The sequence below is a fragment of the Micromonospora sp. NRRL B-16802 genome (genome assembly GCF_001279555.1).
Lineage (GTDB): Bacteria > Actinomycetota > Actinomycetes > Mycobacteriales > Micromonosporaceae > Micromonospora > Micromonospora profundi.
Genome location: NZ_LGEB01000001.1, coordinates 118,109 through 140,143, shown reverse-complemented (window position 1 = coordinate 140,143; position 22,035 = coordinate 118,109). Strand labels below are relative to the sequence as shown.

Sequence of the window (22,035 nt, the reverse complement as noted above, 5' to 3'; positions counted from 1 at the left end):
CTCCTAACGTCAGCGCAGGGTGAGCTGGCGGCCGAGCAGCCCCTGACGGGCCCGGCGGCCGGCGGCGTCCAGCGGATCGGTGGCGGCGAGCGCCTCCGCGTACCGCTTGCTGAACTGCGCCACCGGGTCCTCCCAGTCGGTCGCCGGCGCCTGCTCCGGCAGGTCCCAGACCGGCACCAGCCGGCCGTGCGCGCGGAACATGCCAGCGAACTTGGTCTGCTCGCCGAGCGTCAGCGTGCCGGCCGCGCCGAGGCGGGCCAGCGCGTCCAGGGCGGCGTCCTCGTCGTCCGGCAGCACCCAGCGCACGTGTGCCTTCTCCGGGACCTGGCACCAGTACGCGGCCCTCGCCGCCGCCATCCGCACGGTCGGGTAGATGGCGGCGTTGGCCCGCTCCAGCGACGCCTGGACGGTCGGGTCGTCCGCCGCGCCGGGATCGAGCCAGAACTCGAACCCGTCGTGCATGGTGATCTCCAGCGGGCCGTCCACCAGGATGTCCTGGAGTCGGGGGCCGGGGCCGGGCAGCGGCGGCACGGCCACCTGGCCGCCCGGCTCGGCCCGCAACGCGCAGAGCAGCGCGTCGGCCAGGTCGCGGGAGACGTCGCCGGACTGCTGGTGCCGTTGCAGGCCGATGAGCACCCGGCCGTCCGGCTTGCTCACAGCGGGTGCGGCCATCGGCAGCACCGTGGCAAGCGTGACAGGCCGGTCGCCGAACTCCTCGACGACAGCGGGCGCCAGCCGCAGCGGCGCGGACGCGGCGGGCACCAGCTCACGCAGCGCGATCCATTCAGGCTCGTCGGCCAGCCCTTCGAACGGTCGCGGCACGAAAACGTCCCGCACCTTGTCCTTCCGGGGGGCGGTGTCGACGGCGGCACGCTGGCTCTTTCGACGCTTACTCACGGCGTCACAGCCTAGAGGGCCGGTCGGCCCGTCGTGGGCCGGACCCGCCCCGGACCGCCGTTCAGCCCGCAGCCACCAGGTCCGAACGGCTCGTCGTCGTCGGCTCGAACTCCGCCCACACACGCTGACCCATGCCATCGCGCTCCACACCCCAGCGCGTGGCCAGACCGGCCACGATGTGCAGGCCCCGCCCGTCGGCGGCGTCCAGGCTGGCCGTCCGGATCCGTGGCCTGGTGCTCGCGCCGCCGTCGGTCACCCCCAACTGGACGCGCGGACCCTCGGCCGAGGGCCGCAACCGCCAGGCCACCCGGACCACGCCGCCGGGAAGCGGCCGGGCATGCCGCACCGAGTTGCCCACCAGCTCGGCGAGGACCGCGATCAGGTCCGCGAGAAGCCTCGGGGGTACGACGTCAGCCAGATCGTCGGCCAGCCGGTGCCGGGCCAGCCGTGCTCCAGCGGGATGGTGGGGAACCACCACGCACCACGCCCGATCCCTCACTGCCGCTGCCACCGTCGCCTCCACGTCGCGCCGCCGCCGGTCAACCGCGCGGCAGTCGCACCTCTGCGACCGTACCGCCGTCGGTCCTTGGACGTAGGGATACCCATCCATTCTGTTGTTCAACGATCCGGCGGACGAGATAGAGACCGAGCCCCGCCCCCGGGTAGCCGCGCCGGTCGCCGGACTCGCCCTGCCAGAACCTGTCGAACGCCCGCTCCACGTGCTCGGGACGGATGCCGATTCCTCGATCGCTGACCCGGAACCCGACGAGCTGGCCGTCGACTCCGGCGGTGATCTCGATGGGGGAGCCCGGCGGCGAGTACTTGCCGGCGTTCGTCGCCAGCTCCGTCAGCACAGTGGTCAGGCTGGGCCGGTGGCCGAGCGCCTTGGGCAGGTCGGCGGGGAGGCGCAGCACCAGCCGCCGACGCAGCTCCACAGGCAGGTCGACGACGGCGGCACGCAGAGCCTCACCGAGGTCGAACGGGCTGGGCGGGTCGTCGCCGGGGCCGGTCTCCGCGGCCGAGGAGAGCAGCCGGTCGACCAGCCGGGCCAGCTCGTTGGCGCGCTGCCCGATCACCCGGGCGGCCTGCCGACGGTCGGCGTCGTTGAGCGAGTCCCAGTGGTCGGTGAGGGTGTCCGCGTATCCCTTGATCACGGTGACCGGGGTTCGCAGCTCGTGGCTTGTCACAGCGACGAACAGCTCCCGGTCGTGGTCGCGGCGCTGTTGGTCGGTGATGTCGCGGAAGGTGACCACCCGCAGCGCACCCGGGCCGGGCAGCTCGCCGGAGGTGATTCGCAGCCAGCGTCCGTCCGGGAGCCGGTGGTCGCGGACCTGGCCGGAAGGCGGCAGCGGCAACGGCAGCGGTCGGTTCAACGCCTGTTCGGCGGTCTGACCGGTGACCTGCGCGGCGGCCGGGTTCCAGAGTCGGACGGTCGCCTCCCGGTCGACAACCGCCAGACCGTCGGCGAGCGCCGCCACCACCGGTCCGTCACCGTGCACCGGCAGCCCGCTCGCGTCGCCGTACATGTGCGCGATGCACGATGCGAGGTAGGAGACCACTGCCTGCTCGTCGCCCGGCTCGCCGTCGCCCGGGTAGAGGGCGTGCAGGCTGCCGACGGTGTGCCCGCCGATCTCGGCCCGGGACACCACCATCCGGCGTAGCCCGCTGCCGGCCAGCTCACCGGCGAGCTTGCCGTTCAGGTCCGCCACGCGGACCTGGCGCACCCGTGGCCCGGAGAGCAGGCAGACGGTGTCCGGGTCGTCGGCTGCCAGTGGACGGCCCAATGCCCAGTCCGCAGCGCCGGTCGCCGCGATCACCCGGCCACCGGTCGGACCGAACTCGACGAACGCCATACCTCTCGCCCCGAGCGCCGGCTGGGCAGCCCGGAGCAGCTGGGTGAGGACCGGCAACCCCGCGTCCCCAGAATTGATCATCTCGATCACGACAGCGTGGCCGGCGATGAGAGCGGGAAAGTCGATACGCTCCGGCATGTGCCGAGTCTGCCCCGGAGATCCGGCTTTCGGCACCCCCGGTCGACGCCGATCAGCGATCCCGTCGGGCGAGGGCGTGCGCCGGCCTGTCGGTGATGATCCCGTCCACCTCGGCAGCCAGCACCAACTCCAGATCGGCCGGCTCGTTGACCGTCCAGACGTACACCTGGTTGCCGGCGGCCCGCAGCGCGGGCAGCAACTGCGGTCGGGCCCGGACCAGACCGATGCCCGGCCCCGCGATGCGGGCCCCGAACGGCAGCCGACCCGCAGGCCACCAGCGTGGCAGCACCTCGAGCAACAGCACTGTGGGCAGCGTCGGGGCCAACTCCCGGACCCGCCGGACCGCCAGCGGGGAGAACGACATCACGGTGACCTGGACCAGGTCGTCGGGTGCCGGATCGGCCAGCCCGTAGCGCCGCAGCAGGGCGACCAGCCGCCGTTCCACGTTCGAGCCGTAGCGGGACGGATGCTTGGTCTCCACAAGCAACCGGACGGGCCGCCCGGCGGCCAGCACGGCGTCGAGCAGCCGGGCCAGGGTGAGCAGCCGGGTGTGCGACTCGTCCGGCGGCAGGTCACCGCTCGGGGCGCCGCCCGGATGCCAGGAACCGAAGTCGAGCGCCTCCAACTCGGCGAGCGTACGTGCGCTGACCAGACCGCGGCCGTTGCTGGTGCGGTCCAGACGTCGATCGTGCACGCAGACCAGGTGCCCGTCGCGGGTCAACCGGACGTCGCACTCCAGCCCGTCGGCGCCCTCGTCGAGTGCGCGCAGATAGGCGGCGAGAGTGTGCTCCGGAAGGTCGTACGAGGCGCCGCGGTGCGCGAAGACCAGAGGCCCGCCCATGCCGACCGCCTCAGATGACCTGGCCGGGCTGTCCGTTTCCGTCGACCACCGGCCGGCCGACGGCTGCCCACTGGCGCATCCCGCCGTCGGCGTTGCGCACCCGGTCCCAGCCGTTGTTCACCAGGTAGGCGACGACCTGGGCGGAGCGCCCGCCGGAGCGGCAGACGACCGCCACATCCCGGTCGGTTGGCACCTCGGCCAACCGGGCCGGCAGTTCCATCATCGGCAGGTGATGGGCGTTGGGGGCGTGGCCCGCCGCCCATTCGTCGTCCTCCCGCACGTCGAGCAGGTAGGTGTCGTCGGCGATCTCGGTCACGGGCACGGTGGGAACCTGGGGTCCGAACACAGGGACCAACATTAGATCCTCGCCAGCCGGTTCGGTGTCGGCCCCGCCGTCGACACCATCACAACCGGGTCACCCAGCGCGGGTTGGCCTGCGCCCAGGCCGGCAGTCGGGTGCTCCGGACGGCTTCGAACAGCCCGTTCCCGCCGTTGTCGAGCACCACGTACGAGACCTCGTCGATGGTCTGCGGAAACGACGGGACCTGGACACCACGCATCCCGTCGGGCGGCAGCGCACGCAGTGCGAGGAGCAGATCCTCCAGGGGTACGCCGTTGGTGTCGACAGTCAGCGAGCCGCCGACGGCCCGCAGCACCTGATCCAGTTTCATCGGGTCGGTACGCAGGTCCGCCTGGCCGGCGCTGTCCAGCATCGCCCGGAGCAACTGCTGCTGGTGGCGCTGCCGGTCGTAGTCACCACCGGGCAGGTCGTAGCGCTGCCGCACGTAGTCCAGCGCCTGCGCCCCGTCCATCCTCTGGCAGCCGGTGGGGAAGACCCGGTTGGTGTGGATCGAGCGGACCTCGGTGTCCACGCACATCCGTACGCCGCCGAGCAGGTCGATGACCTTCCGGAAGCCGGAGAAGTCGACGAGCGCCGCACCGTCGAACCGGAGGCCGGTGAGCCGGCTCAGGGTGGCCGAGAGCAGTTGGGTGCCGGCCTGCCCACCGCCGCCACGCTCGTACGCCGCATTGATCTTGTCTTGGCCGCCGCCGAACCCGTTCGTCGGCGGGATGGCGACAAGCAGGTCACGTGGGATGGAGACCAGGTACGCCTCGCGCCTGCCGGCGGGTACGTGCACGATGAGGATGGTGTCCGACCGCTGGTCGGGTTCGCTGCTGCCGGCGCGCCTGTCGGTGCCGACGAGCAGGTAGTTGAGCGGCCCGTCCAGGTCGGTGCGTCCGCTGCGCGCGTCGTCGTCGAGCAGTTGCTCCCTGGTCACCGAGCTGTCGTACCGGTGCGAGAGTGTCTTGATACCGACCACGGCGAGCCCGGCCAGCAGGACGAGGGCCAGCCCGACGCCGAGCATGATCCGTGAGCCACGGGCACGACGTGACCGGGCGGCGCCGACCTGGCCCACCGCGTTGCGTCCGGACCTGGACGTGTCCGCCTCCCCGCAGCCGTTACGTGAAACGTGCTCACGTCAGGCTACGGTCGGTGACGGAACGGTCGCGGGCTTTCCCCCACATCGGCACGCTCACTTGCGGGTGGAGATCACCTGGGGGTTGGCGAAGACGAACTCGGCAAGCTTGTCCTGCTTGATCGCACGGAACATGGCCATCGTCTCTTCGCTAAGCGCCTCGGCGCCGGTGCCGGTGCTGTTGAAGGTGCCGTTGTTGGTCTTGAGCATCGTCAGCTCGTTGGCGGTGACACCGCGCATGGTGTAGATGAAGTTCTCGATCGACGTGCCGCCGGTGTCCAGCACGAACGCCTTGCCGGCCGCCTTGATCAGCTGCTGCATCTTCGCCGGGTTGGTGAGCATGCCGCCGTCGGTGGCCTTCTTGGCCATCGCCTTGATCAGCTGCTGCTGGTTCTGCTGCCGGTCGTAGTCGCCGTTGCGGAGGGTCTTGCGCTGCCGGGAGTAGTCCAGGGCCGCCCAGCCCTCCATCTCCTGGCAACCCTTCTTGTGCACCACCGGGGTCCTCGGCTTGCCTGTCTTCTTGGCGTCCGCGTTCCACATCGGCTTGCCGTCGACGTACGACATGTGCAGCGACTCGACCTCTTGGCTGACGCAGATCCGTACGGTGCCGAGCGTGTCGATGACGTTCTTGAAGCCGCCGAAGTTGATGATCGCCGCGCCGTCGAAGCTGATCCCGGTGAGCCGTTTGATCGTCTGCGCCATCAGTTGGGCGCCGCCCTCCCAGCCACCGCCGTTGGCGGCGCCGGCCTGGAACGCGCTATTGATCTTGCCAGTGCCGCCGCCGTAGCCGCTCTTCGAAAAGGCGGGGATCTGCGCCTGGGTGTCCCGGGGGATGGAGATCAGGTACGCCTGGTCGTGCGAGGCCGGGATGTGCAGGATGATGATGCTGTCCGAGCGGACGTCGTCGGCTGCCCAGCGCTCCCGTGCGTCCACGCCGAGCAGCAGCATGTCGATCGGGCCGTCCAGGCTGGCCCCGCCCTCGGCGTCGGACTTGCTGGCTTCACCGAGCAGGTTGCGTTGCGCGATGTCTCCGGTGGCCTGGCCGATCAGCACCTTGCCGCCGACGATGCCCACCCCGCTGCTGAGCATCAGCACCGCACCGAAGATCACAGTCAGGCGTGCCCAGAGCGGATCCTTGCGTCGGGGCCGCTTCTTGGCTGGCCCTTTTCCACCCGACCGGCCGTCGCCACCACCACCTGGCGGGCGATCACCCGGCCCACCACCCGATCGGCCCGGCTGCACTGGTATGGATGCGGCAATTCGGCCGCTCGGCGCGGCTGAGGTAGGGCGTCGGCTGGCCTGAACCGGCATTCGTGCTCCAGTTCGTGATCAGGATGGGGCGGCGACCACTGTACGTGCATCAAATCGACTTGGCGAGTTCATCCGGATTCAATTCGGATGTCAGGTGCAGCTTACCGGCGATCGGCCTATCTCGATGACCCGTCGAGCTGGTTGCGGTATGACGCTGGCCTCATCCGAAGGAAATGACCCTCGGTGATCGAGTTGTTTGCCGAAGGTGAGCGACGGTTTCGTTGATGATTCCCAGGCGTTAATACGGTGTGTTCAGCCGCCGTCGTTGCTCTTCGGCGGATTGGCTTTGACCCAGTCCGCCATGGTGCCCGCTGACATGGCCCGGTACATCGCCAGCGCCTTCTCCCGGTCGGAGACCACCACCGACTCGCCGTTAATCGTCTCGCTGCCCGAGTTGGGGCTGGTCAGGAATGTGAGGTTCTGCCCACGCAGGTTACGGAACTGCACCGCCATGTCTGTCAACGAGAAGTCCTGGTCGACCGTGACGGCAGCGGTCACCGACTTGAGGAAGTCGTTGAGCTTCTTCGGGTTCGCAAGCGTGCCGGTGCTCGCCGCCTTGTCCATCAATGCCCGAAGGAATTCCTGCTGGTGCCGCATCCGTGCGAAGTCGCCGTCCGGGAACTGTTTGCGCTGCCGGATCCAGTCCAGCGCCTCCGCGCCGTCCATGTGGTTGGTGCCCTTGGTGAACGTCCGGTACGGCTTGTGGATCGAGGTGATCGTCCGCTCCACCTTCAGGTCGACGCCACCGAGGGCGTCGGTGACCTCCTTGAACCCGCCGAAGTCGATGGCCATCACGTGGTCGATCCGGACGTCGGTGAAGCACTCCACGGTGCGGACCGCCAGAGGTAGACCGCCGAACGCGAACGCTGCGTTGATCTTCCCGCGCTGGCCGGAGCCGCAGTCCGCGCCGGCGCTTCCCGGGATCGGCACGTAGAGGTCACGCGGAATGGAGACCAGGTAGGCCTCCTGGTGGTCGGCCGGAATGTGCATCACGATGATCGTGTCGGCCCGCCACTGGCTCTTGGTGTCGACCGGCGCGTCCGGATCCCGGGAGTCGCTGCCGACCAGCAGGATGTTCAGCGCGCCGTCCACAGCCTTGGCAGGCCGGCCGCCGGTGATCTCCGCAAACGGGTCGGTGCGGGCCAGGTCGTTGTTGAGGTTGCGCGCGTACAGCCAGGCACCGAGGCCGCCGAGCAGCGCCAGGACCAGCACCGCGACCCCGGCTACCAGGCCGATGCGTCCCCAGCGTGGCCGTGGGCCACGTCGCCCCGAGCCGCCACCACCACCCGGGCCTCCCGGCCCTCGCGGTCCGGCAGGGCCGCCCGGCTGACGCTGCTCATCGTCGTGCGACGGGTACCAGCGGGCCTCCGTCGGGCGGGCGCGCCCGGAGGCGCCCCGGTCGGAGCCGGGCACCGAGGCGCGGCCGGCGCTGCGGTGCAGGTACGGCTGAGGAACGCCGGCAGAGGTCGCTGACATGTAACTCAGGGTACGTAGTGGGAGCCACTCCCGCCGCCAGGCGACACTCGGCGATGGGCGGTCCGTCGTGCGCCGGTTACCCTAGCCGTGCTCGGAAATACTCGATCGTGCGTCGTAGGCCGTCTTCGGGCGCGACGGTCGGCTCGTATCCGAGCAGCTCCCGGGCGAGGCCAAGATCGGGACGCCGCATCTCCGGGTCATCGGCGCTGCGAGTGACGTAGGTCACCTCTGATGTGCTGCCGGAGAGCGACACGATCAACTCAGCGAGTTGCCGCATCGTGAGTTCGTGTTCGGTGCCGCAGTTGACCGGGCCGGTCTCGGTCGAGTCGAGCAGCAGCAGGATGCCCCGCACCAGATCCTCGACGAAGCAGATCGAGCGGGTCTGGTTGCCGGTGCCGTGCACGGTGATCGGCTCGCCGCGCAGCGCCTGCGAGATGAAGGTGGGGATGGCCCGCCCGTCGTCCGGGCGCATCCGCGGGCCGTACGTGTTGAAGATCCGGACGATCGCCGCGTCGAGCCCCCGGTAGCGGTGGTACGCCATTGTGGCCGCCTCGGAGAAGCGCTTCGCCTCGTCGTAGACGCTGCGTACGCCGATGGGGTTGACGTTGCCCCAGTAGGTCTCGCGCTGCGGGTGCTCCTTCGGGTCCCCGTACGCCTCGGAGGTGGAGGCCATCAGGAACCGGGCGCCGTCGGCGACCGCGCGGTCCAGCAGGTGCAGGGTGCCCACCGAGCCGACCCGGAGAATCTCCACGGGCAGTTGGGCGAAGTCGGTGGGGCTGGCCGGCGAGGCCATGTGCAGGATCGCGTCGAAGCGCTCGGCCAGGGCCGGGTGGTGGGCCGGCAGGCCCTCGGAGATGTCCGCCTCGACCAGTGTGAAGGTCGGCCGGTCCAGCAGGTGGGCGACGTTCTCCTTCGAGCCGGTCACGAAGTTGTCAAGCGCCACCACCGTGCAGCCCCTGGCGATCAGCGAGTCGACCAGGTGTGAGGGGACGAAACCGGCGCCGCCGGTGACGAGAACGCGGTGACCGGAACCGAAGCGCTCAGCAACCTTCATGCCGGTCAGCCTACCGATCCCGATATGTAAGGAAGGGACCCCTGTTAACGCCTAGCGTTAACAGGGGTCCCTTCCTTACAAGATGTGCCGCGGTCAGTGGGCGCCTGCGCCGGTGAGGGCGCGGACCTCCAACTCCGCGTACTTGTCCTCGTCGTGCTCCTTGGAGATGACGGTGCCGATCCACCCGCACAGGAAACCGAACGGGATCGAGAGGATGCCCGGGTTGGACAGCGGGAACCACTGCCAGTCGTGGTCCGGGAACATCGACGTCGCAGCCCCGGAGACCACCGGCGAGAAGAACACCAGCAGTACGGCCGAGAGCAGGCCGCCGTAGATCGCCCACACCGCGCCGGAGGTGTTGAACCGCCGCCAGAACAGGCTGTAGAGGATCGCCGGCAGGTTGCCCGACGCGGCGACCGCGAAGGCCAGCGCCACCAGGAACGCCACGTTGAGGTTCTGCGCGTAGATCGACAACAGGATGGAGATCGCGCCGATCACCAGGGCGGAGATCCGGGCGACCCGCACCTCCTGCCGCTCCGACGCCTCGCCCTTCTTCATGACGTTCGCGTAGAAGTCGTGCGCCAGGCTGGAGGAGGAGGCCAGTGTCAACCCGGCGACCACCGCCAGGATGGTGGCGAAGGCGACCGCCGCGATGATCGCCAGCAGGGCCGCCCCTCCTAGGTCGCCGCCGAAGAAGTCGATACCGAGCGCCTCGGCCAACTGCGGCGCGGCGGTGTTGCCGGCCTTGTCCTGCGCGGTGATCGCCTCGCTGCCCACCAGCGCCGCCGCACCGAAGCCGAGGGCCAGGGTGAGCAGGTAGAAGGTGCCGATGATGCCGATCGCCCAGAGCACGCTCTTACGGGCCGCCCTCGCGGTCGGCACGGTGTAGAAGCGGATCAGGATGTGCGGCAGACCGGCGGTGCCGAGCACCAGGGCGATGCCGAGGGACAGCAGGTCGACCTTGTTGTAGAAGGTCTGTGTCGCGTTGCCGGCCACCTCGACGCCGTAGCGCAGCCCTGGTTCGAGGAACGCGCTGCCCTTGCCGGACGAGGCGGCGGCGTCGCCGAGCAGCGACGACAGGTTGAACTTGTACTTCGCCAGCACCAGCAGGGTCATCAGCAGCGCGCCGCCCATGAGCAGGAACGCCTTGACGATCTGCACGTAGGTGGTGCCCTTCATGCCGCCCACGGTGACATAGATGATCATCAGGGCGCCGACCATGATGATGGTGGCGACCTTGGCGGTGGCGGCGTCCATGCCGAGGAACGTCGTGCCCGGCCGGATGCCCAGCAGCAGCGCGACAAGTGCGCCCGCTCCCACCATCTGCGCCAGCAGGTAGAAGATCGACACCGTGATCGTGGAGACCGCGGCCGCCGTACGCACCGGACGCTGACGCATCCGGAAGGCGAGCACGTCCGCCATCGTGTACCGGCCGGAGTTGCGCAGCAGTTCGGCGACGAGCAGCAGGGCCACCAGCCAGGCGACCAGGAAGCCGATCGAGTAGAGGAAGCCGTCGTAGCCGTACAGCGCGATGATGCCGGCGATTCCGAGGAACGAGGCGGCCGACATGTAGTCGCCGCCGATCGCCATGCCGTTCTGGAAGCCGGAGAACGACCGGCCACCTGCGTAGAAGTCGGTAGCCGTCTTGGTCTGCCGGCTGGCCCAGATCGTGATGGCCAGCGTGACCGCCACGAAGACCAGGAAGAGCGTGATCGTCAGGTTGCGGGCGGTGTGGTTTGTCGCCTCGGCAGCCAGGAACGTCTCAACCGCGTGGACCGTCTTCATGGGTCACCTCCCCGATCTCGGCGCGGATGCGGTCGGCGATGGGGTCGATCTTCCGGTCGGCGTACCGCGAGTACAGCCAGGCGATCAGGAACGTGGAGACGAACTGGAGCAGGCCGAAGACCAGTGCGACGTTGATGTTGCTGCCGAACAGCTTCGTGCCCATGAAGTCCCGGGCGTACGCGGAGAGGATGACGTAGAGCGCGTACCACAGGAAGAACGCGACGGTCATCGGGAAGACGAAGCCGCGCAACGCGCGCCGCAGCCCGGCGAACTCGTCCGACCGTTGTACGGCCAGATACTTGTCCGGCTGGGAAGCGGTCGGCGCGGGTGTGTCCGTGGACATCTGTGGATCACCACCTTCACAGGCGTCGGAGGAGTTTCGCGCACGGTAAAGAGCGCGCTCCCGGACGGGGAAGGGTGAGATCGACAGTGGTCGTCGAGTGCGCCGAGCGGTTGCCTGGCTGCGCCGAGTGACTCAGGTCACTCCGGTGACCGGTCGGTCCGGACCTCCACGGTTGATCATGAGGTTGGCGGCGACAAATCGGACGCCGGCCGCCGCCAACCTCATGATCAACGCGAGAAGCGGCGGGCGGCTGGCGGTGGGCGGGTGGCGGATCAGATGGACAGCTCGCGGTAGTGGCCGCGGTAGTGCAGGAGCGGAGGGGCGTCGTCAGTGACGTCGACGGACTCGATTGTGGCCTCGACAAGCAGGCCCCAGCCGTACTCCCGGGCGCTGTCGAGCCGGCAACCCGCCCACCCGCCGGCGTCCGCGGGCACCGGGCCGTACGGCGTCTCGGTCCAGGCGTCGAGGGCGAACAGCCCGCCGGGCGACGGGAACAGGCCGGCGAAGCGGTCCGCGAGCTGCCTGTGGCGCGGGCCTAGCGGGGCGACCGCGAACCGCCCAGCGTCCTCGACCGCCGCCCAGAGGTCCGACTCCGGGTCGATCAGGCCCAGCAGCCGGTCCGGCTCACCCTCGGCGACCACTGTCGACGACACGGTCAGCCCGGCCGGGCCGGGTGCGGTCCAGAGCGTCACCGGTGCGGCCAGCCGACCCCGCAGCCTGCGTACCGGCGAGCGTTGCGCGGACGGCGTCGCGAACGGATCGGTGGAATGGATTTCAGCGCCCGGCTCTGGATTCACGTGAAACATTGTGCCGCCTCGACACCGCTGACCGGCCCCCGACGACGATGGCGGGCCAGCCCTACAGTGCCCTCCGCCATCGAGCACCTGTCGCAGTTCGGGTGGGAACTGGTGAACGTGACATCAACGATCAATCAGCATCGGCTGGACGCCTTCATGCGCCTGCGCTGACAGGGAGCGCTCAGTCGTCACCGAGGGACCGGCGGGCGGCGGTCAGCACCTCCGGGTCGGCGCAACCGGCCGCGTACCCGGCGATGCGGCGGCGGATGTCGCGACCGAGCAGCCAGACGCCGATCCGATCGGCCACCGGGCGCAGGAACGCCGGCCGGCAGCGGAAGTTGTACCGCCAGGTGGCCACCGTCGTGCCGGGCTGCGGGCCGGGCTCGAAGCGCCAACCGCCTCCGAACCGCTCGAAGAACCACGGCCCCCGGACCATCTTCATGCCGACGTTCGTCGGCGGTGCGAAGGAGACGTACTCGCTGACCATCGCCAGACCGTGCCGGGACCGGGTGAAGGTGCGCACCCCCTTGCCGGGCCGGGTCGCCCCGTCGACGAAGTGCTGCTCGCGGACGAACGGGTCCCACCGATAGCGCACGGGCGCGGTGGTCTGGGAGACTGCGAAGGCCAGCTCGGGCGGGACCGGCACGGTGACCACCGCTTCGACGACGGGCATCAGACCATTGTGCCCGGCGGGGCGAGGCGCCCGGAGGTCCCCGTCGGCCCACACGCTGGCGAGCACCGGCGTGGCCACCAACGCGGCAGCGATCACGCGGTCGCCACCACCCGGCGGCCACGTGGAACAGCACGACCGCCCGGCGGTGGGTCTCCGGCAGCGTGGAGAGAGCGCGGGCCAGGGCGATGCGGTCGGTTGCGGCGCTACCGCCCGATTCTCAGCGGCGGGGAGTCACAGTGGCGAGCAGTTCCGGCATCCGGCGGTCCAGCACGTCGCCGGCCAGGTAAGCGCCCAGCAGGGCGGCGCCCAACCCGTACGCCGCGCCGAGCGGGAGGGCCAGCCACAGCCAGGCGTCACCGAGCAGCGCGGCGGCAACCACCATCGGCACAGCCCCCACCGCCGTGACGATCATGGCCACGAAGGTGAGCAGACCCTTCGTCAGGCCGGCACCGCTGTTCATCGCGAACGGGTTGCTCGTCTCCGGCAGCGAGTACGCCGCCAGCACCGAGACGAAACTGTTCACCGCCAGCCCGACGCCGTAGGTGGCGGCCAGGCTGCCGGCGGTCAACCCGATCCAGCCCGGTCGACCGAGCACCACCGCCAGCACCACGCCGACGAACGCCAGCAGGGGCAGGACGTACAGCGAGAAGGCCGTCATCCGGGCGCGCAACTCGACTCGGCCGGGCACACCGGCCACCACGTTCGCGGCGTACGCGCTGCCGTCGAAGCCGAACTGGTTGGCCAGCGTGACCGAGGCCAGCACCCCCACGAAGATCATGGAGACGGTCACCAGCACCGGCGAACTGTCGCCGGCACCCATAGTGAAGCCCTCCCCTCCATCGACCGCGAAGCTCGCGCCACCAAGGTTGATCATCACCGGGACGAAGAGGCCGACCACGGCGATCGTGATCAGGTTGGCGCGGCGGCGGGCATCCCGCCACCAGTAACGGGCCTCCCGGGCGACCAGGGCGCCGAACCGGTCCCGACGGAACGAGCCGGCGACCCGGGGAAACAGTTGCGTGACCGCGCCGCCGGTGACTCCGCGCTGAGCGGGGGCCTTACCGGAGCTCGCGGCACCGACCATCGCCGACTCCAACGACCGAGACCACCAGACCAGCAGGGCACCGATGGCCGCCGCCGTGATCAGCAACTTGACCGGGGCCGCCCACGCCCGCCCCTGTGCCACGTCGATGCCTGCGGTCCACGGTGCGCCGAGCGGTGTCCAGCCGAGCACTGTCGCCGCGCCGGTCAGCCGGGTCCAGTCCGTTTCCCGCAGCGCGGCGAGGCCGAATATCTGCAACGGGCCGAGCAGCGCCGCCGTCACCGCCAGCAGCACGGCCGCGAGGTCCCGCACCCGGCGGGACCGCAGCATTGTCGCGAAGGCGCTGGTGACCGCCCGGCTGGCGGCCACACAGAGCAACAACCCACCGAGTACGCCGACCACGGCCACCAGACCGGCGGACCATCCCCCTAACGCCCACGAGGTCAGCACCAGCCCCGACGACGCGATCAACACCGCCAGCACCGGAACGCTCACCAGCGCGGCGGCGAAGAGGCCGGTGACAAGCGTGCGACGGGGCAGCGGCAACAACGCGAACCGGGCCGGGTCGAGCGTTTCGTCGACCCCGAAGAAGACAAGCGGCAGCAGCAGCCAACCCAGCACCAGCAGTCCGCCGCCGGCCGCCGCGACCAACACCGCGTACTTGCCGTTGTCCGTCATGCCCGGCGCGGCGAACAGGAAGAAACCGCTGGCGGCGAACCAGAGCCCGAACAGCGCGCCGCCGATGAACAGGGCGACCCGCCAGCCCTGGCCCCGGAAGTTGTTGCCCATCACCCGCAGCTTGAGCCGCACGAAGTGCCGTGCGGAGACCGCCCGCACCGGACCGGCGGTTGCGGCGTCGACGCTCACCGGGACAGCCACGACAACTCGTCACCGGTCGCGGTGCGCCCGCCGACCACCTCGACGAAGACCTGCTCCAGCGAGCGGTCGCCGCGTACGTCCGCGAGCGTTCCGACCCGCTTGATGACGCCCTGGGCGAGGATCGCCACGTGCGAGCACAGCCGCTCGACGACCTCCATCACGTGACTGGAGAAGACCACAGTGCCGCCGCCGGCCGCGTACCGGGTGAGGATGTCCCGGATCAACGCGGCCGAGACCGGGTCGACGGCCTCGAACGGCTCGTCAAGCACCAGCACCCGGGGGCCGTGCAGCAACGCGCAGGCCAGGCCGATCTTCTTCTTCATGCCGGCCGAGTAGTCCACCACGAGCGTCCGGCCGGCGTCACCGAGCGCCAGCACGTCCAGCAGCTCCGCCGCACGCTTGTCGACCACCGCCGGGTCCATCCCCCGCAGCAGCCCGTTGTACGCCAGCAGCTCCGCACCGGTCAGCCGGTCGAACAGTCGCACCCCGTCGGGCATGACGCCGAGCAGCCGCTTGGCGGTGACCGGGTCGCGCCACACGTCGTGACCGAGCACCCACGCCGAGCCCGCGTCCGGTCGCAGCAGGCCTACCGCCATCGACAGGGTGGTGGTCTTGCCGGCGCCGTTCGGGCCGAGCAGGCCATAGAAGGAGCCGGCGGGGACGTCCAGGTCGACGCCGGCCACCGCGACCGTGCCGTCGAACTGCTTGGCCAGGCCACGCAGCGCGAGGGCGGGGTGCTCAACAGTCATGGGCCGACGTTATCGGGCGACCACCACTTCTGCCGTCCGGCGGCAGGCGGACGCGTGGTCATCCCCGTGGCGGACCAGGATGGCCCGTGTCACAGCCGGAGGGCTTCGGGGGTGTGCAGGCGGAGCATCGTGGCGGCGACGTCGACAGGTGTTCGCCGCCGGGTCGCCATCGACACCGCGATCATCACGGTGAAGGCCAACGGCACCGTCCAGGCGGCCGGCTGGGCGATGAGCACGGCGGGCCAACCGGACAGCGGCGGGCCGAGCACTGTGACCAGCACCGCGCTGATCGCCGCGCCCCCGCCGACCAGCACCCCGGCGGCGGCACCCAGGTCGGTGAGCCCTCGCCACCAGATGCCCAGCACCAGCAGTGGGCAGAAGCTGGACGCCGCGACCGCGAAGGCCAACCCGACCACCTGCGACACGTCCAGCCCGGACAGGCGCAGCGCCAGCACCGCCGGCACAGCGCCGGCGATCACGGTGGCCAGCCGGAAGCCGCGTACCGAGCCCTGACCGAGCACGTCCGTCGAGATCACCCCGGCGACGCTTGTCAGCAGCCCGGACGAGGTGGAGAGGAAGGCTGCGAACGCGCCCGCCGCGACAAGTGCGGCGAGCAGCCGCCCGGTGAGTCCGTCGCCGAGGGCGGCGCCGGGCAGCAGCACCACGACCGCGTCGGTCTGCCCACTGACAAGCAGTTGCGGGGTGTAGATCCGGCCCAGCACCCCGTACAGGGTGGGCAGCAGGTAGAAGACGCCGACAAGGGCCAGCACCACGAGCGTCGTCCGGCGGGCCGCCGCACCGTCGGGGTTGGTGTAGAAGCGCACCAGGACGTGCGGCAGACCCATGGTGCCCAGGAACGTGGCGAGGATCAGCGAGTACGTGGCGAACAGTCCTCGGTCGTCGTCACCGGCGGCGCTCGGCAGCAGCCAGTCCGCCGCTCCGGTGGCCACCCCGGACACCTGCGGTACCGGGTCACCGGCGGCGAAGGACAGCTCGTCGCCGGGGCGTACCTCCCGGATGTCGCCACCTGGCAGGGTGAGGGTCGCGCGGTGCTCGACCACGACGGTGGTCGCGGTCCGGAACGTCGGCCCGTCGGGCGGCGTCACCGCCGGGCGGCCATCGGCCTGCCACTGCAACGCCAGGAAGATCACCGGTACGGCGAGAGCTGTCAACTTGAGCCAGTACTGGAAGGCCTGCACGAAGGTGATGGCCCGCATCCCGCCGAGCGCCACGTTGGCGGTGACCACGGCGGCGACAAGCAGTGCACCGACCGGGTACGGGGCGCCGGCGAGCGTGGCCAGGGTGAGGCCCGCCCCCTGTAGCTGCGGCACCAGGTAGAGCCAACCGATGAAGATCACGAAGGCGGTGGCCAGGATGCGCAGTCGCCGTGACCCGAGCCGCAGCTCGCAGAAGTCCGGCAGTGTGAACGCGCCGGAGCGGCGCAGCGGCGCGGCAACGAAGAGCAGCAGAGCCAGGTAGCCGGCGGCGAAACCGACCGGGTACCAGAGGACGTCCACGCCGTACTTGAGGACCAGGCCGGCGACGCCGAGGAAGCTCGCCGCCGACAGGTACTCCCCGCCGATCGCCGCGGCGTTCCAGGTCGGGCTGATCACCCGGGAGGCGACCAGAAAGTCGGAGGTGGTCCGGCCCAGCCGCAGCCCGTAGAAACCGATCCCGACCGTGGCCAGGGTGACCGCGACGATGGCCGGGACCACGTAGTCGTTGCCCACTCAGCGCTCCGGCCGCTGCACCAGGTCGGTGAAGTCCTGCTCGTTGCGCTCGGCAAGCCGTACGTAGGCCCAGCCCACCGCGATCAGGAACGGGAACGAGGCCACGCCGAGCAGCAGCCAGGGCAGGTTGACGCCCCCGACTGTGGTCCGGCCGAGCGACGGCGCGATGGCGAACAGCCAGGGCAGCCCGCCCAGCCCGATGGCGACCACAAGCGAGAGCCGCAGTGCCAGCGCGAGCTGCGCCCGGACCAGGCCACGGACCAGCGCCTCACCGACCTGGGTCTGCTGGGCCAGCTCGGCGCGGGTCCGCTCGGCGTGGCTGCCCCGCCGGGTGATCTCGGCAAGCACGATCCGGGCGCGCTGGGGCGGCGGTGTCGCACCGCCCGACCCCACGTCGGGGAGTTGCTTGGCCACCCCGGCAGTCTTGCCCGCCCGGCGCGAATGTCAAGCGCTCCCCGCCTACCAGCGATGCATCCCGACACAGTCCGCGGGGCTGCCGCTGGCAAGGATCGGGTCGAGCACGCGCCGGGCCCGTTCCCGTCCGAGGTTCGTCGCCCAGAAGCCGTCCCGGGGCAGCTCGGCGGCGATCCCCCACAGGGCGCACGTCCGCATCGGCTCGGGCAGCCGGTCCAGAGCCGGTACGGCGTCGGCGGAGAGCCCGGACAGGTAGCTGACGTCCAGGCGTCCGGTCTCCAGGTACCTGTCGACGTTCCGCTCGGCGATCAGCCGATCGGGGTTGACGAGCGCCAACCCGAGCAGCGCCAGCACCGCAGTGCCGATCACCAGCCGGGGCAGCCAGTCCGCCCGTAGTCGAGCCACGGCCACTGCCACCAGGACGAAGAGCAGTCCGAGCCACAGCTCGACGGTCGCCACGAACAACCTCAGGCGTGTGGCGCCGTACGCGTCGGCGTACACCTGCATCCGATAGAGCGCCGAGGCGACGACGACCAGGCTGAGCACTGTCAGCGCGCCGAGGAGCACCCGGACCACCAGCCGGTCGGTACGGGTCGCCTTCGGTGCCCGGCGGGCGGCGACCGCGATCACCAGCAGGGTGAGCGCGGTGACGGCGAGCAGTTGCCAGAAACCGCCTCGGGCGTACTCGGCGTAGGTGAGCCCTGCCGTGCGCAGCACGTGCTCCGCGCCGCCGAAGAACACAGTCAACTGCACAAGCACGAACACCGTGAACAGGGCGTCGAGCAGCACCAGCGGCAGGATCCACTCCAGCCGGTGCGCCGGTCGACCCGGCGTCGCCCGCACGCCGGCCAGGTCGGGCGGGCGGTTGACCAGGTACGCGCCAGCGAGCAGGCCCATGCCGATCAGCCCCAGCCGGAACAGCCAGTTGAACACGCTGGCGGGCGAGATGGCCGGCAGGAGGCCGCTCACCAGGTCGGCGAAGACGGCGTCCGCGGATGAGAAGAGCAGACCGAACAGTGTCAGGAGACCTGCCGAGATCGCGAGGCTGGTGATGATCCGGCCCACCCCGGGGCCGACCGGGCCGGTGCGGCGCAATCCGCGTATCGCCCAGGGCATCGCCCGTACCGCGGCGGCCGGCGGCAGCGTCGCGGCCACAAGCATCCCCAGAGGGGTACGCCCGCCGGTGACCGCGAGCGTCGCTGTCACCGCGGCGGCGAGCAGGCAGAGCACGAACAGCCAGCCAGCGGCCCGGACCGTGCCCACGGCGACAAGCGCGACGGTCGCGGCCGCCCAGGCGGCCTGCGCCGCCCGCCCCGGTGCCCCCGTGGCATCGGGACGGGCGGTCGCTACCGCCGGAGTGGCTGTCGCTGCCGTGGACGGGCTCGGTGTGGTCGCAGCGGGCCGTGCGGTGGTCGGGGCGGCCGGCGGCGTGGCTGCCGTCGGTGGCGGGGTGGTCGGGGCGGCCGTCGTTGTGGGCTCCGGTTCGGACCGTGCGGCGGTCGACGCCTGTGGTGACGTCGCGGCGGTCGTGGCCGGCTTCGGGTCGGGCGGCGGCGCGACCGTGGGACCGACGGCGGTGGGGGCGGACGTGGCGGCGGGCGGCGGCGTTTGCCGGGTGTCGGGTGCGTCCCCGGGCGAGGTCTGTCCGGTGCTGCCAGACAGCGGCGACGTGCCCGGCCGGACGGCACCGGCGACGGCGAGCGCGGCTGTGGCCGCCAGCGCGGCCACCAGCCAGCCGAGGCCGGGACGGACCACCGTCAGCGTCGAGGCGCCGAGCGCTGCCGCCACCGCCAGCACGGTCAGGAGCAGCGGGTGCGGGGCGCGGGACGGCCCCGGCCAGTGCTTGTCGATGAACGAAGGCTGCCCTGGTGGGACGGGTGGGGTGAGCATGGGCCGGGACTGGCCAGCTGTCGGCGGGCTTGCCGGAGCGGGGCCGAACCATGGCTGGCCCGGCGCGGGCGGCGGTCCGACCGGACCGGGCGCCGGAGCGGACGTACTGCCAGGGCTGGTCATGCGGCCTCTTCTCGATGTGATCCGTTGCTCGGGATGGTGACCTGGATGTGGCACCCGGGTGCGGAGCCCTTCGCGGTTCCGGCGGGGTCGAGGACGCGGATCTGGCCGCCGTGAAGCTCGACGACCCACCGGGCGATGGCCAGGCCCAGCCCGGTCCCACCGCCGGCCGCCCGGTCGCCGCGGGTGAACCGCTCGAACACCCGGGAACGTTCGGCCGACGGGATGCCCTGCCCCTCGTCGCTCACCTCGAAGTGGAGTTGCCCGGCGTGTTCGTCGGCGCTCACCCGTACGGTGCCGCCGGGCGGGCTGTGCCGCGCCGCGTTGTCCAGCAGGTTCGCGAACACCTGGTGCAGCCGCCACGGGTCGGCGTGCACTGTCAGCGGCGCCGCCAGCTCGCTGAGCCGGAACTGCACGTCCAGCCCCGCGCCTGCCGCGCTGGCGGTGGCGTGCTCCACAGCCTCGTCGAGGAAGTCCCCCACGTCGATGCGGACCCGGCGCAACGGCACCACCCCTGCGTCGAGGCGGGACAGGTCGAGCAGGTCGGCGACGAGGTGGCCCAGACGCTGGGTCTGGGACAGCGCCGCGCGCAGCGCCGCCGGCTCGGGCTCGGCCACCCCGTCCACCATGTTCTCCAGCACGCCCTGCAACGCGGTGATCGGCGTACGCAGCTCGTGCGAGACGTTCGCGATCAGCTCGCGTCGGCGCTGGTCCGCGGCGTGCAGATCCTCGGCCATCTTGTTGAACGCCTGGGCCAGCTCACCGACCTCGTCACGGGACGTGGCGCGTACCCGTCGGGTGTAGTCGCCGCGGGCCATCGCCCCGGCGGCGGCGGTCATCTCGCGCAGCGGTGAGGTCATCCCGTGGGCGAGCACCTGGGAGGTGACGAGCGCGATGCAGATGACCGTGATCGACGTGCCCGGCGGGAGCCAGCCGATGCCGTACCAGAAGTAGCCGATGGCCACAGCCCAGGAGGCGACCAGCAGGACACCGAGCTTCATCTTGATCGAACGGACCGGATCCAGCGGGCGGGGGAGCACCCGATCGAGCCAGTCATGCACCCGATCCAGCCAGCTGATCACGCGGGCACCTCCAGGGCGTACCCGACGCCGTGGACGGTCCGGATCAGGTCGGCGCCGAGCTTGCGGCGCAACGCCTTGACGTGGCTGTCCACGGTGCGGGTGCCGCTGCCGTCTGCCCATCCCCAGACCTCGGCGAGCAGCCGTTCCCGGGGAAGGACGGTGCGCGGCCGGCCCGCGAGGTGGACCAGGAGGTCGAACTCGGTAGGCGTGAGGTGAACGTCCGCGCCGGACCGGCGTACCCGCCGCTCGGCTTCGTTGATCTCGATGTCGCCGAGGCGGATGGCCGGTGGGGCGGGGGCGGCGGCCCGTTCCACCCGGCGCAGCAGCACGTGTACCCGGGCGGCCAGCTCGCGCATCGAGAACGGCTTGGTGAGGTAGTCGTCAGCGCCGACCGCGAGCCCGACCAACAGGTCGGTCTCGTCGTCGCGGGCGGTGAGCATCAGCACCGGCACCGGCCGGACGGCCTGGATCCGCCTGCACACCTCCAGGCCGTCGAAGCCGGGCAGCATCACGTCGAGTACGACGAGGTCGGGCTGCCCGGTCCGGAACCGCTCGACAGCGCTCGGGCCGTCCGTGGCGATCTCCACCAGGAAGCCCTCGGCGCGGAGGCGGGCGGCGACCGACTCGGCGATGGTGCGTTCGTCCTCGACCACCAGGACGCGGCGTTCCTTCATGGGCTCTGACTGTAGGGAGCCGCCGTGGAGATCAGTGGGTCGCGTTGTGAATAACCTGTGGAGAACGGCTCACCCCTGTGGATAACTCCAGGGGTGAGCCGATCGGCCGAACAACCGCAGGTCAGTCCAGGCCGACGCGCTCCGGACGGGCCGAGGCGGAGCCGAGCCAGGTGTGCGGGTTGCCGTACCAGCACCAGCCCAGCTTCGGGGCGCCCTGACTGATCCACAGCGCCGGCACCCGCTTGTCGCCGCAGCGGGAGCCGACGAGCGAGAAGCACTTGTTGCTGGCCAGCGCCGCCGGGTACAGCGTGATGAAGGCGAGCCCCTCGTCGATTGTGAGCGGCAGCCGACCCTGTGCGGTCATCCCGTCCAGCGCCACGGCCGGCGCGAGGTTGCGGAACTCCTCGCCCCGGTCGACGTCGAAGAGCAGGTACGCCGGCCCGGCCGGCACCTCCAACTCCTTGATCGGGTTGAAGCGCGGCAGGTCGTCCTCCGCGTAGTGGTGGTCGACGAAGCCGGGCTTGCGCTTGCCGACAAGTGTGGTGAGTTCGAGGCGGGCCTCCACAGCGATCAGGTCCCGGGTGATGACAAGCAGGAACGGCACCCGGGCGTCGGTGGGCGCCGGCAGGCCCTGGGCACCCTTGACGGCCTGGGCCCGCAGCGGGGCGACCAGGTCGCGGAAGGCGCTCTCCGGCAGCTCGGCCAGGGCGGGGTAGCCCATTTCCACGAGCCGGTCGAGTTGGCGGTCGAATTCGGTTTCGACGTCGAACAGAGTCTCGGTCACGGCACAGCCTCCCGGAAGTCGTACG

Annotated in this window: 20 protein-coding genes and 1 pseudogene; all 21 read right to left on the bottom strand. The window is 70.8% G+C overall.

The features are described from left to right. Positions 1-9: 9 nt before the first annotated feature. A complete protein-coding gene (locus ADK66_RS00670) occupies positions 10-897 on the bottom strand; it encodes a DUF5926 family protein (RefSeq protein ID WP_053651563.1) in 888 nt (295 codons plus the stop codon). A gap of 61 nt (positions 898-958) precedes the next feature. Continuing rightward, positions 959-1,375: an ATP-binding protein gene (locus ADK66_RS00665; protein WP_231639875.1), complete on the bottom strand. Its 417-nt coding sequence runs from the start codon at positions 1,373-1,375 to the stop codon at positions 959-961. A gap of 61 nt (positions 1,376-1,436) precedes the next feature. Further along, positions 1,437-2,888, bottom strand: a complete 1,452-nt coding sequence (locus tag ADK66_RS00660) for a PAS domain-containing sensor histidine kinase (RefSeq protein WP_053651561.1) — start codon at positions 2,886-2,888, stop codon at positions 1,437-1,439. A gap of 52 nt (positions 2,889-2,940) precedes the next feature. Next, positions 2,941-3,729, bottom strand: coding sequence for a glycerophosphodiester phosphodiesterase family protein (locus tag ADK66_RS00655; RefSeq protein WP_053651559.1), 789 nt, complete (start codon positions 3,727-3,729; stop codon positions 2,941-2,943). A gap of 10 nt (positions 3,730-3,739) precedes the next feature. Next, positions 3,740-4,075 (bottom strand): rhodanese-like domain-containing protein, encoded by a 336-nt coding sequence (locus ADK66_RS00650; protein ID WP_053652311.1) that lies wholly within the window; start codon positions 4,073-4,075, stop codon positions 3,740-3,742. A 58-nt stretch (positions 4,076-4,133) separates the two neighbouring features. Continuing rightward, positions 4,134-5,096, bottom strand: a complete 963-nt coding sequence (locus ADK66_RS00645; RefSeq protein ID WP_082377149.1) for an LCP family protein — start codon at positions 5,094-5,096, stop codon at positions 4,134-4,136. A 168-nt stretch (positions 5,097-5,264) separates the two neighbouring features. Then, positions 5,265-6,518 (bottom strand): LCP family protein, encoded by a 1,254-nt coding sequence (locus ADK66_RS00640; protein WP_053651557.1) that lies wholly within the window; start codon positions 6,516-6,518, stop codon positions 5,265-5,267. Between the two features lie 252 nt (positions 6,519-6,770). After that, a complete protein-coding gene (locus ADK66_RS00635; RefSeq protein ID WP_053651555.1) occupies positions 6,771-7,994 on the bottom strand; it encodes an LCP family protein in 1,224 nt (407 codons plus the stop codon). A gap of 76 nt (positions 7,995-8,070) precedes the next feature. Beyond that, complete coding sequence (locus ADK66_RS00630; protein ID WP_053651553.1) at positions 8,071-9,048, bottom strand: NAD-dependent epimerase/dehydratase family protein; 978 nt, start codon at positions 9,046-9,048, stop codon at positions 8,071-8,073. A gap of 93 nt (positions 9,049-9,141) precedes the next feature. Then, on the bottom strand, positions 9,142-10,833 hold the full coding sequence (locus ADK66_RS00625) for a cation acetate symporter (protein ID WP_053651551.1): 1,692 nt from the start codon (positions 10,831-10,833) through the stop codon (positions 9,142-9,144). Further along, entirely contained in the window at positions 10,811-11,176 is a 366-nt protein-coding gene (locus ADK66_RS00620) for a DUF485 domain-containing protein (RefSeq protein WP_053651549.1), read from the bottom strand. Before ADK66_RS00620 ends, ADK66_RS00625 begins: the two co-directional genes overlap by 23 nt. 272 nt (positions 11,177-11,448) lie before the next feature. Next, positions 11,449-12,000: pseudogene (locus ADK66_RS00615) on the bottom strand (flavin reductase family protein); the annotation flags it as partial. Between the two features lie 154 nt (positions 12,001-12,154). Next, entirely contained in the window at positions 12,155-12,646 is a 492-nt protein-coding gene (locus ADK66_RS00610) for an SRPBCC family protein (RefSeq protein WP_053652309.1), read from the bottom strand. A 217-nt stretch (positions 12,647-12,863) separates the two neighbouring features. Beyond that, positions 12,864-14,567, bottom strand: a complete 1,704-nt coding sequence (locus ADK66_RS00605; protein ID WP_053651545.1) for a hypothetical protein — start codon at positions 14,565-14,567, stop codon at positions 12,864-12,866. Beyond that, positions 14,552-15,316, bottom strand: a complete 765-nt coding sequence (locus ADK66_RS00600) for an ABC transporter ATP-binding protein (protein WP_053651543.1) — start codon at positions 15,314-15,316, stop codon at positions 14,552-14,554. The genes ADK66_RS00605 and ADK66_RS00600 overlap by 16 nt, the downstream gene beginning before the upstream one ends. 89 nt (positions 15,317-15,405) lie before the next feature. Continuing rightward, positions 15,406-17,046: a cation acetate symporter gene (locus tag ADK66_RS00595; RefSeq protein WP_053651541.1), complete on the bottom strand. Its 1,641-nt coding sequence runs from the start codon at positions 17,044-17,046 to the stop codon at positions 15,406-15,408. After that, a complete protein-coding gene (locus tag ADK66_RS00590) occupies positions 17,047-17,460 on the bottom strand; it encodes a hypothetical protein (protein WP_231639855.1) in 414 nt (137 codons plus the stop codon). 45 nt (positions 17,461-17,505) lie between these two features. Beyond that, a complete protein-coding gene (locus ADK66_RS00585) occupies positions 17,506-19,473 on the bottom strand; it encodes a DUF4173 domain-containing protein (RefSeq protein WP_053651540.1) in 1,968 nt (655 codons plus the stop codon). Beyond that, positions 19,470-20,549: a cell wall metabolism sensor histidine kinase WalK gene (locus ADK66_RS00580; protein WP_197281397.1), complete on the bottom strand. Its 1,080-nt coding sequence runs from the start codon at positions 20,547-20,549 to the stop codon at positions 19,470-19,472. Before ADK66_RS00580 ends, ADK66_RS00585 begins: the two co-directional genes overlap by 4 nt. Then, complete coding sequence (locus ADK66_RS00575; protein WP_053651538.1) at positions 20,549-21,226, bottom strand: response regulator transcription factor; 678 nt, start codon at positions 21,224-21,226, stop codon at positions 20,549-20,551. The genes ADK66_RS00580 and ADK66_RS00575 overlap by 1 nt, the downstream gene beginning before the upstream one ends. 121 nt (positions 21,227-21,347) lie before the next feature. Further along, positions 21,348-22,010 carry a DUF5701 family protein gene (locus ADK66_RS00570; protein ID WP_053651536.1) on the bottom strand — a complete coding sequence of 221 codons (663 nt, stop codon included), beginning with the start codon at positions 22,008-22,010 and terminating at the stop codon, positions 21,348-21,350. Between the last annotated feature and the right edge of the window lie 25 nt (positions 22,011-22,035).

Coding starts and splice junctions, on each gene's coding strand:
- ADK66_RS00620 (WP_053651549.1), bottom strand. CDS start 11,176: ATGTCCACGGACACACCCGCGCCGACCGCTTCCCAGCCGGACAAGTAT.
- ADK66_RS00625 (WP_053651551.1), bottom strand. CDS start 10,833: ATGAAGACGGTCCACGCGGTTGAGACGTTCCTGGCTGCCGAGGCGACA.
- ADK66_RS00610 (WP_053652309.1), bottom strand. CDS start 12,646: ATGCCCGTCGTCGAAGCGGTGGTCACCGTGCCGGTCCCGCCCGAGCTG.
- ADK66_RS00635 (WP_053651555.1), bottom strand. CDS start 7,994: ATGTCAGCGACCTCTGCCGGCGTTCCTCAGCCGTACCTGCACCGCAGC.
- ADK66_RS00585 (WP_053651540.1), bottom strand. CDS start 19,473: ATGACCAGCCCTGGCAGTACGTCCGCTCCGGCGCCCGGTCCGGTCGGA.
- ADK66_RS00660 (WP_053651561.1), bottom strand. CDS start 2,888: ATGCCGGAGCGTATCGACTTTCCCGCTCTCATCGCCGGCCACGCTGTC.
- ADK66_RS00575 (WP_053651538.1), bottom strand. CDS start 21,226: ATGAAGGAACGCCGCGTCCTGGTGGTCGAGGACGAACGCACCATCGCC.
- ADK66_RS00645 (WP_082377149.1), bottom strand. CDS start 5,096: ATGCTCGGCGTCGGGCTGGCCCTCGTCCTGCTGGCCGGGCTCGCCGTG.
- ADK66_RS00630 (WP_053651553.1), bottom strand. CDS start 9,048: ATGAAGGTTGCTGAGCGCTTCGGTTCCGGTCACCGCGTTCTCGTCACC.
- ADK66_RS00655 (WP_053651559.1), bottom strand. CDS start 3,729: ATGGGCGGGCCTCTGGTCTTCGCGCACCGCGGCGCCTCGTACGACCTT.
- ADK66_RS00640 (WP_053651557.1), bottom strand. CDS start 6,518: ATGCCGGTTCAGGCCAGCCGACGCCCTACCTCAGCCGCGCCGAGCGGC.
- ADK66_RS00600 (WP_053651543.1), bottom strand. CDS start 15,316: ATGACTGTTGAGCACCCCGCCCTCGCGCTGCGTGGCCTGGCCAAGCAG.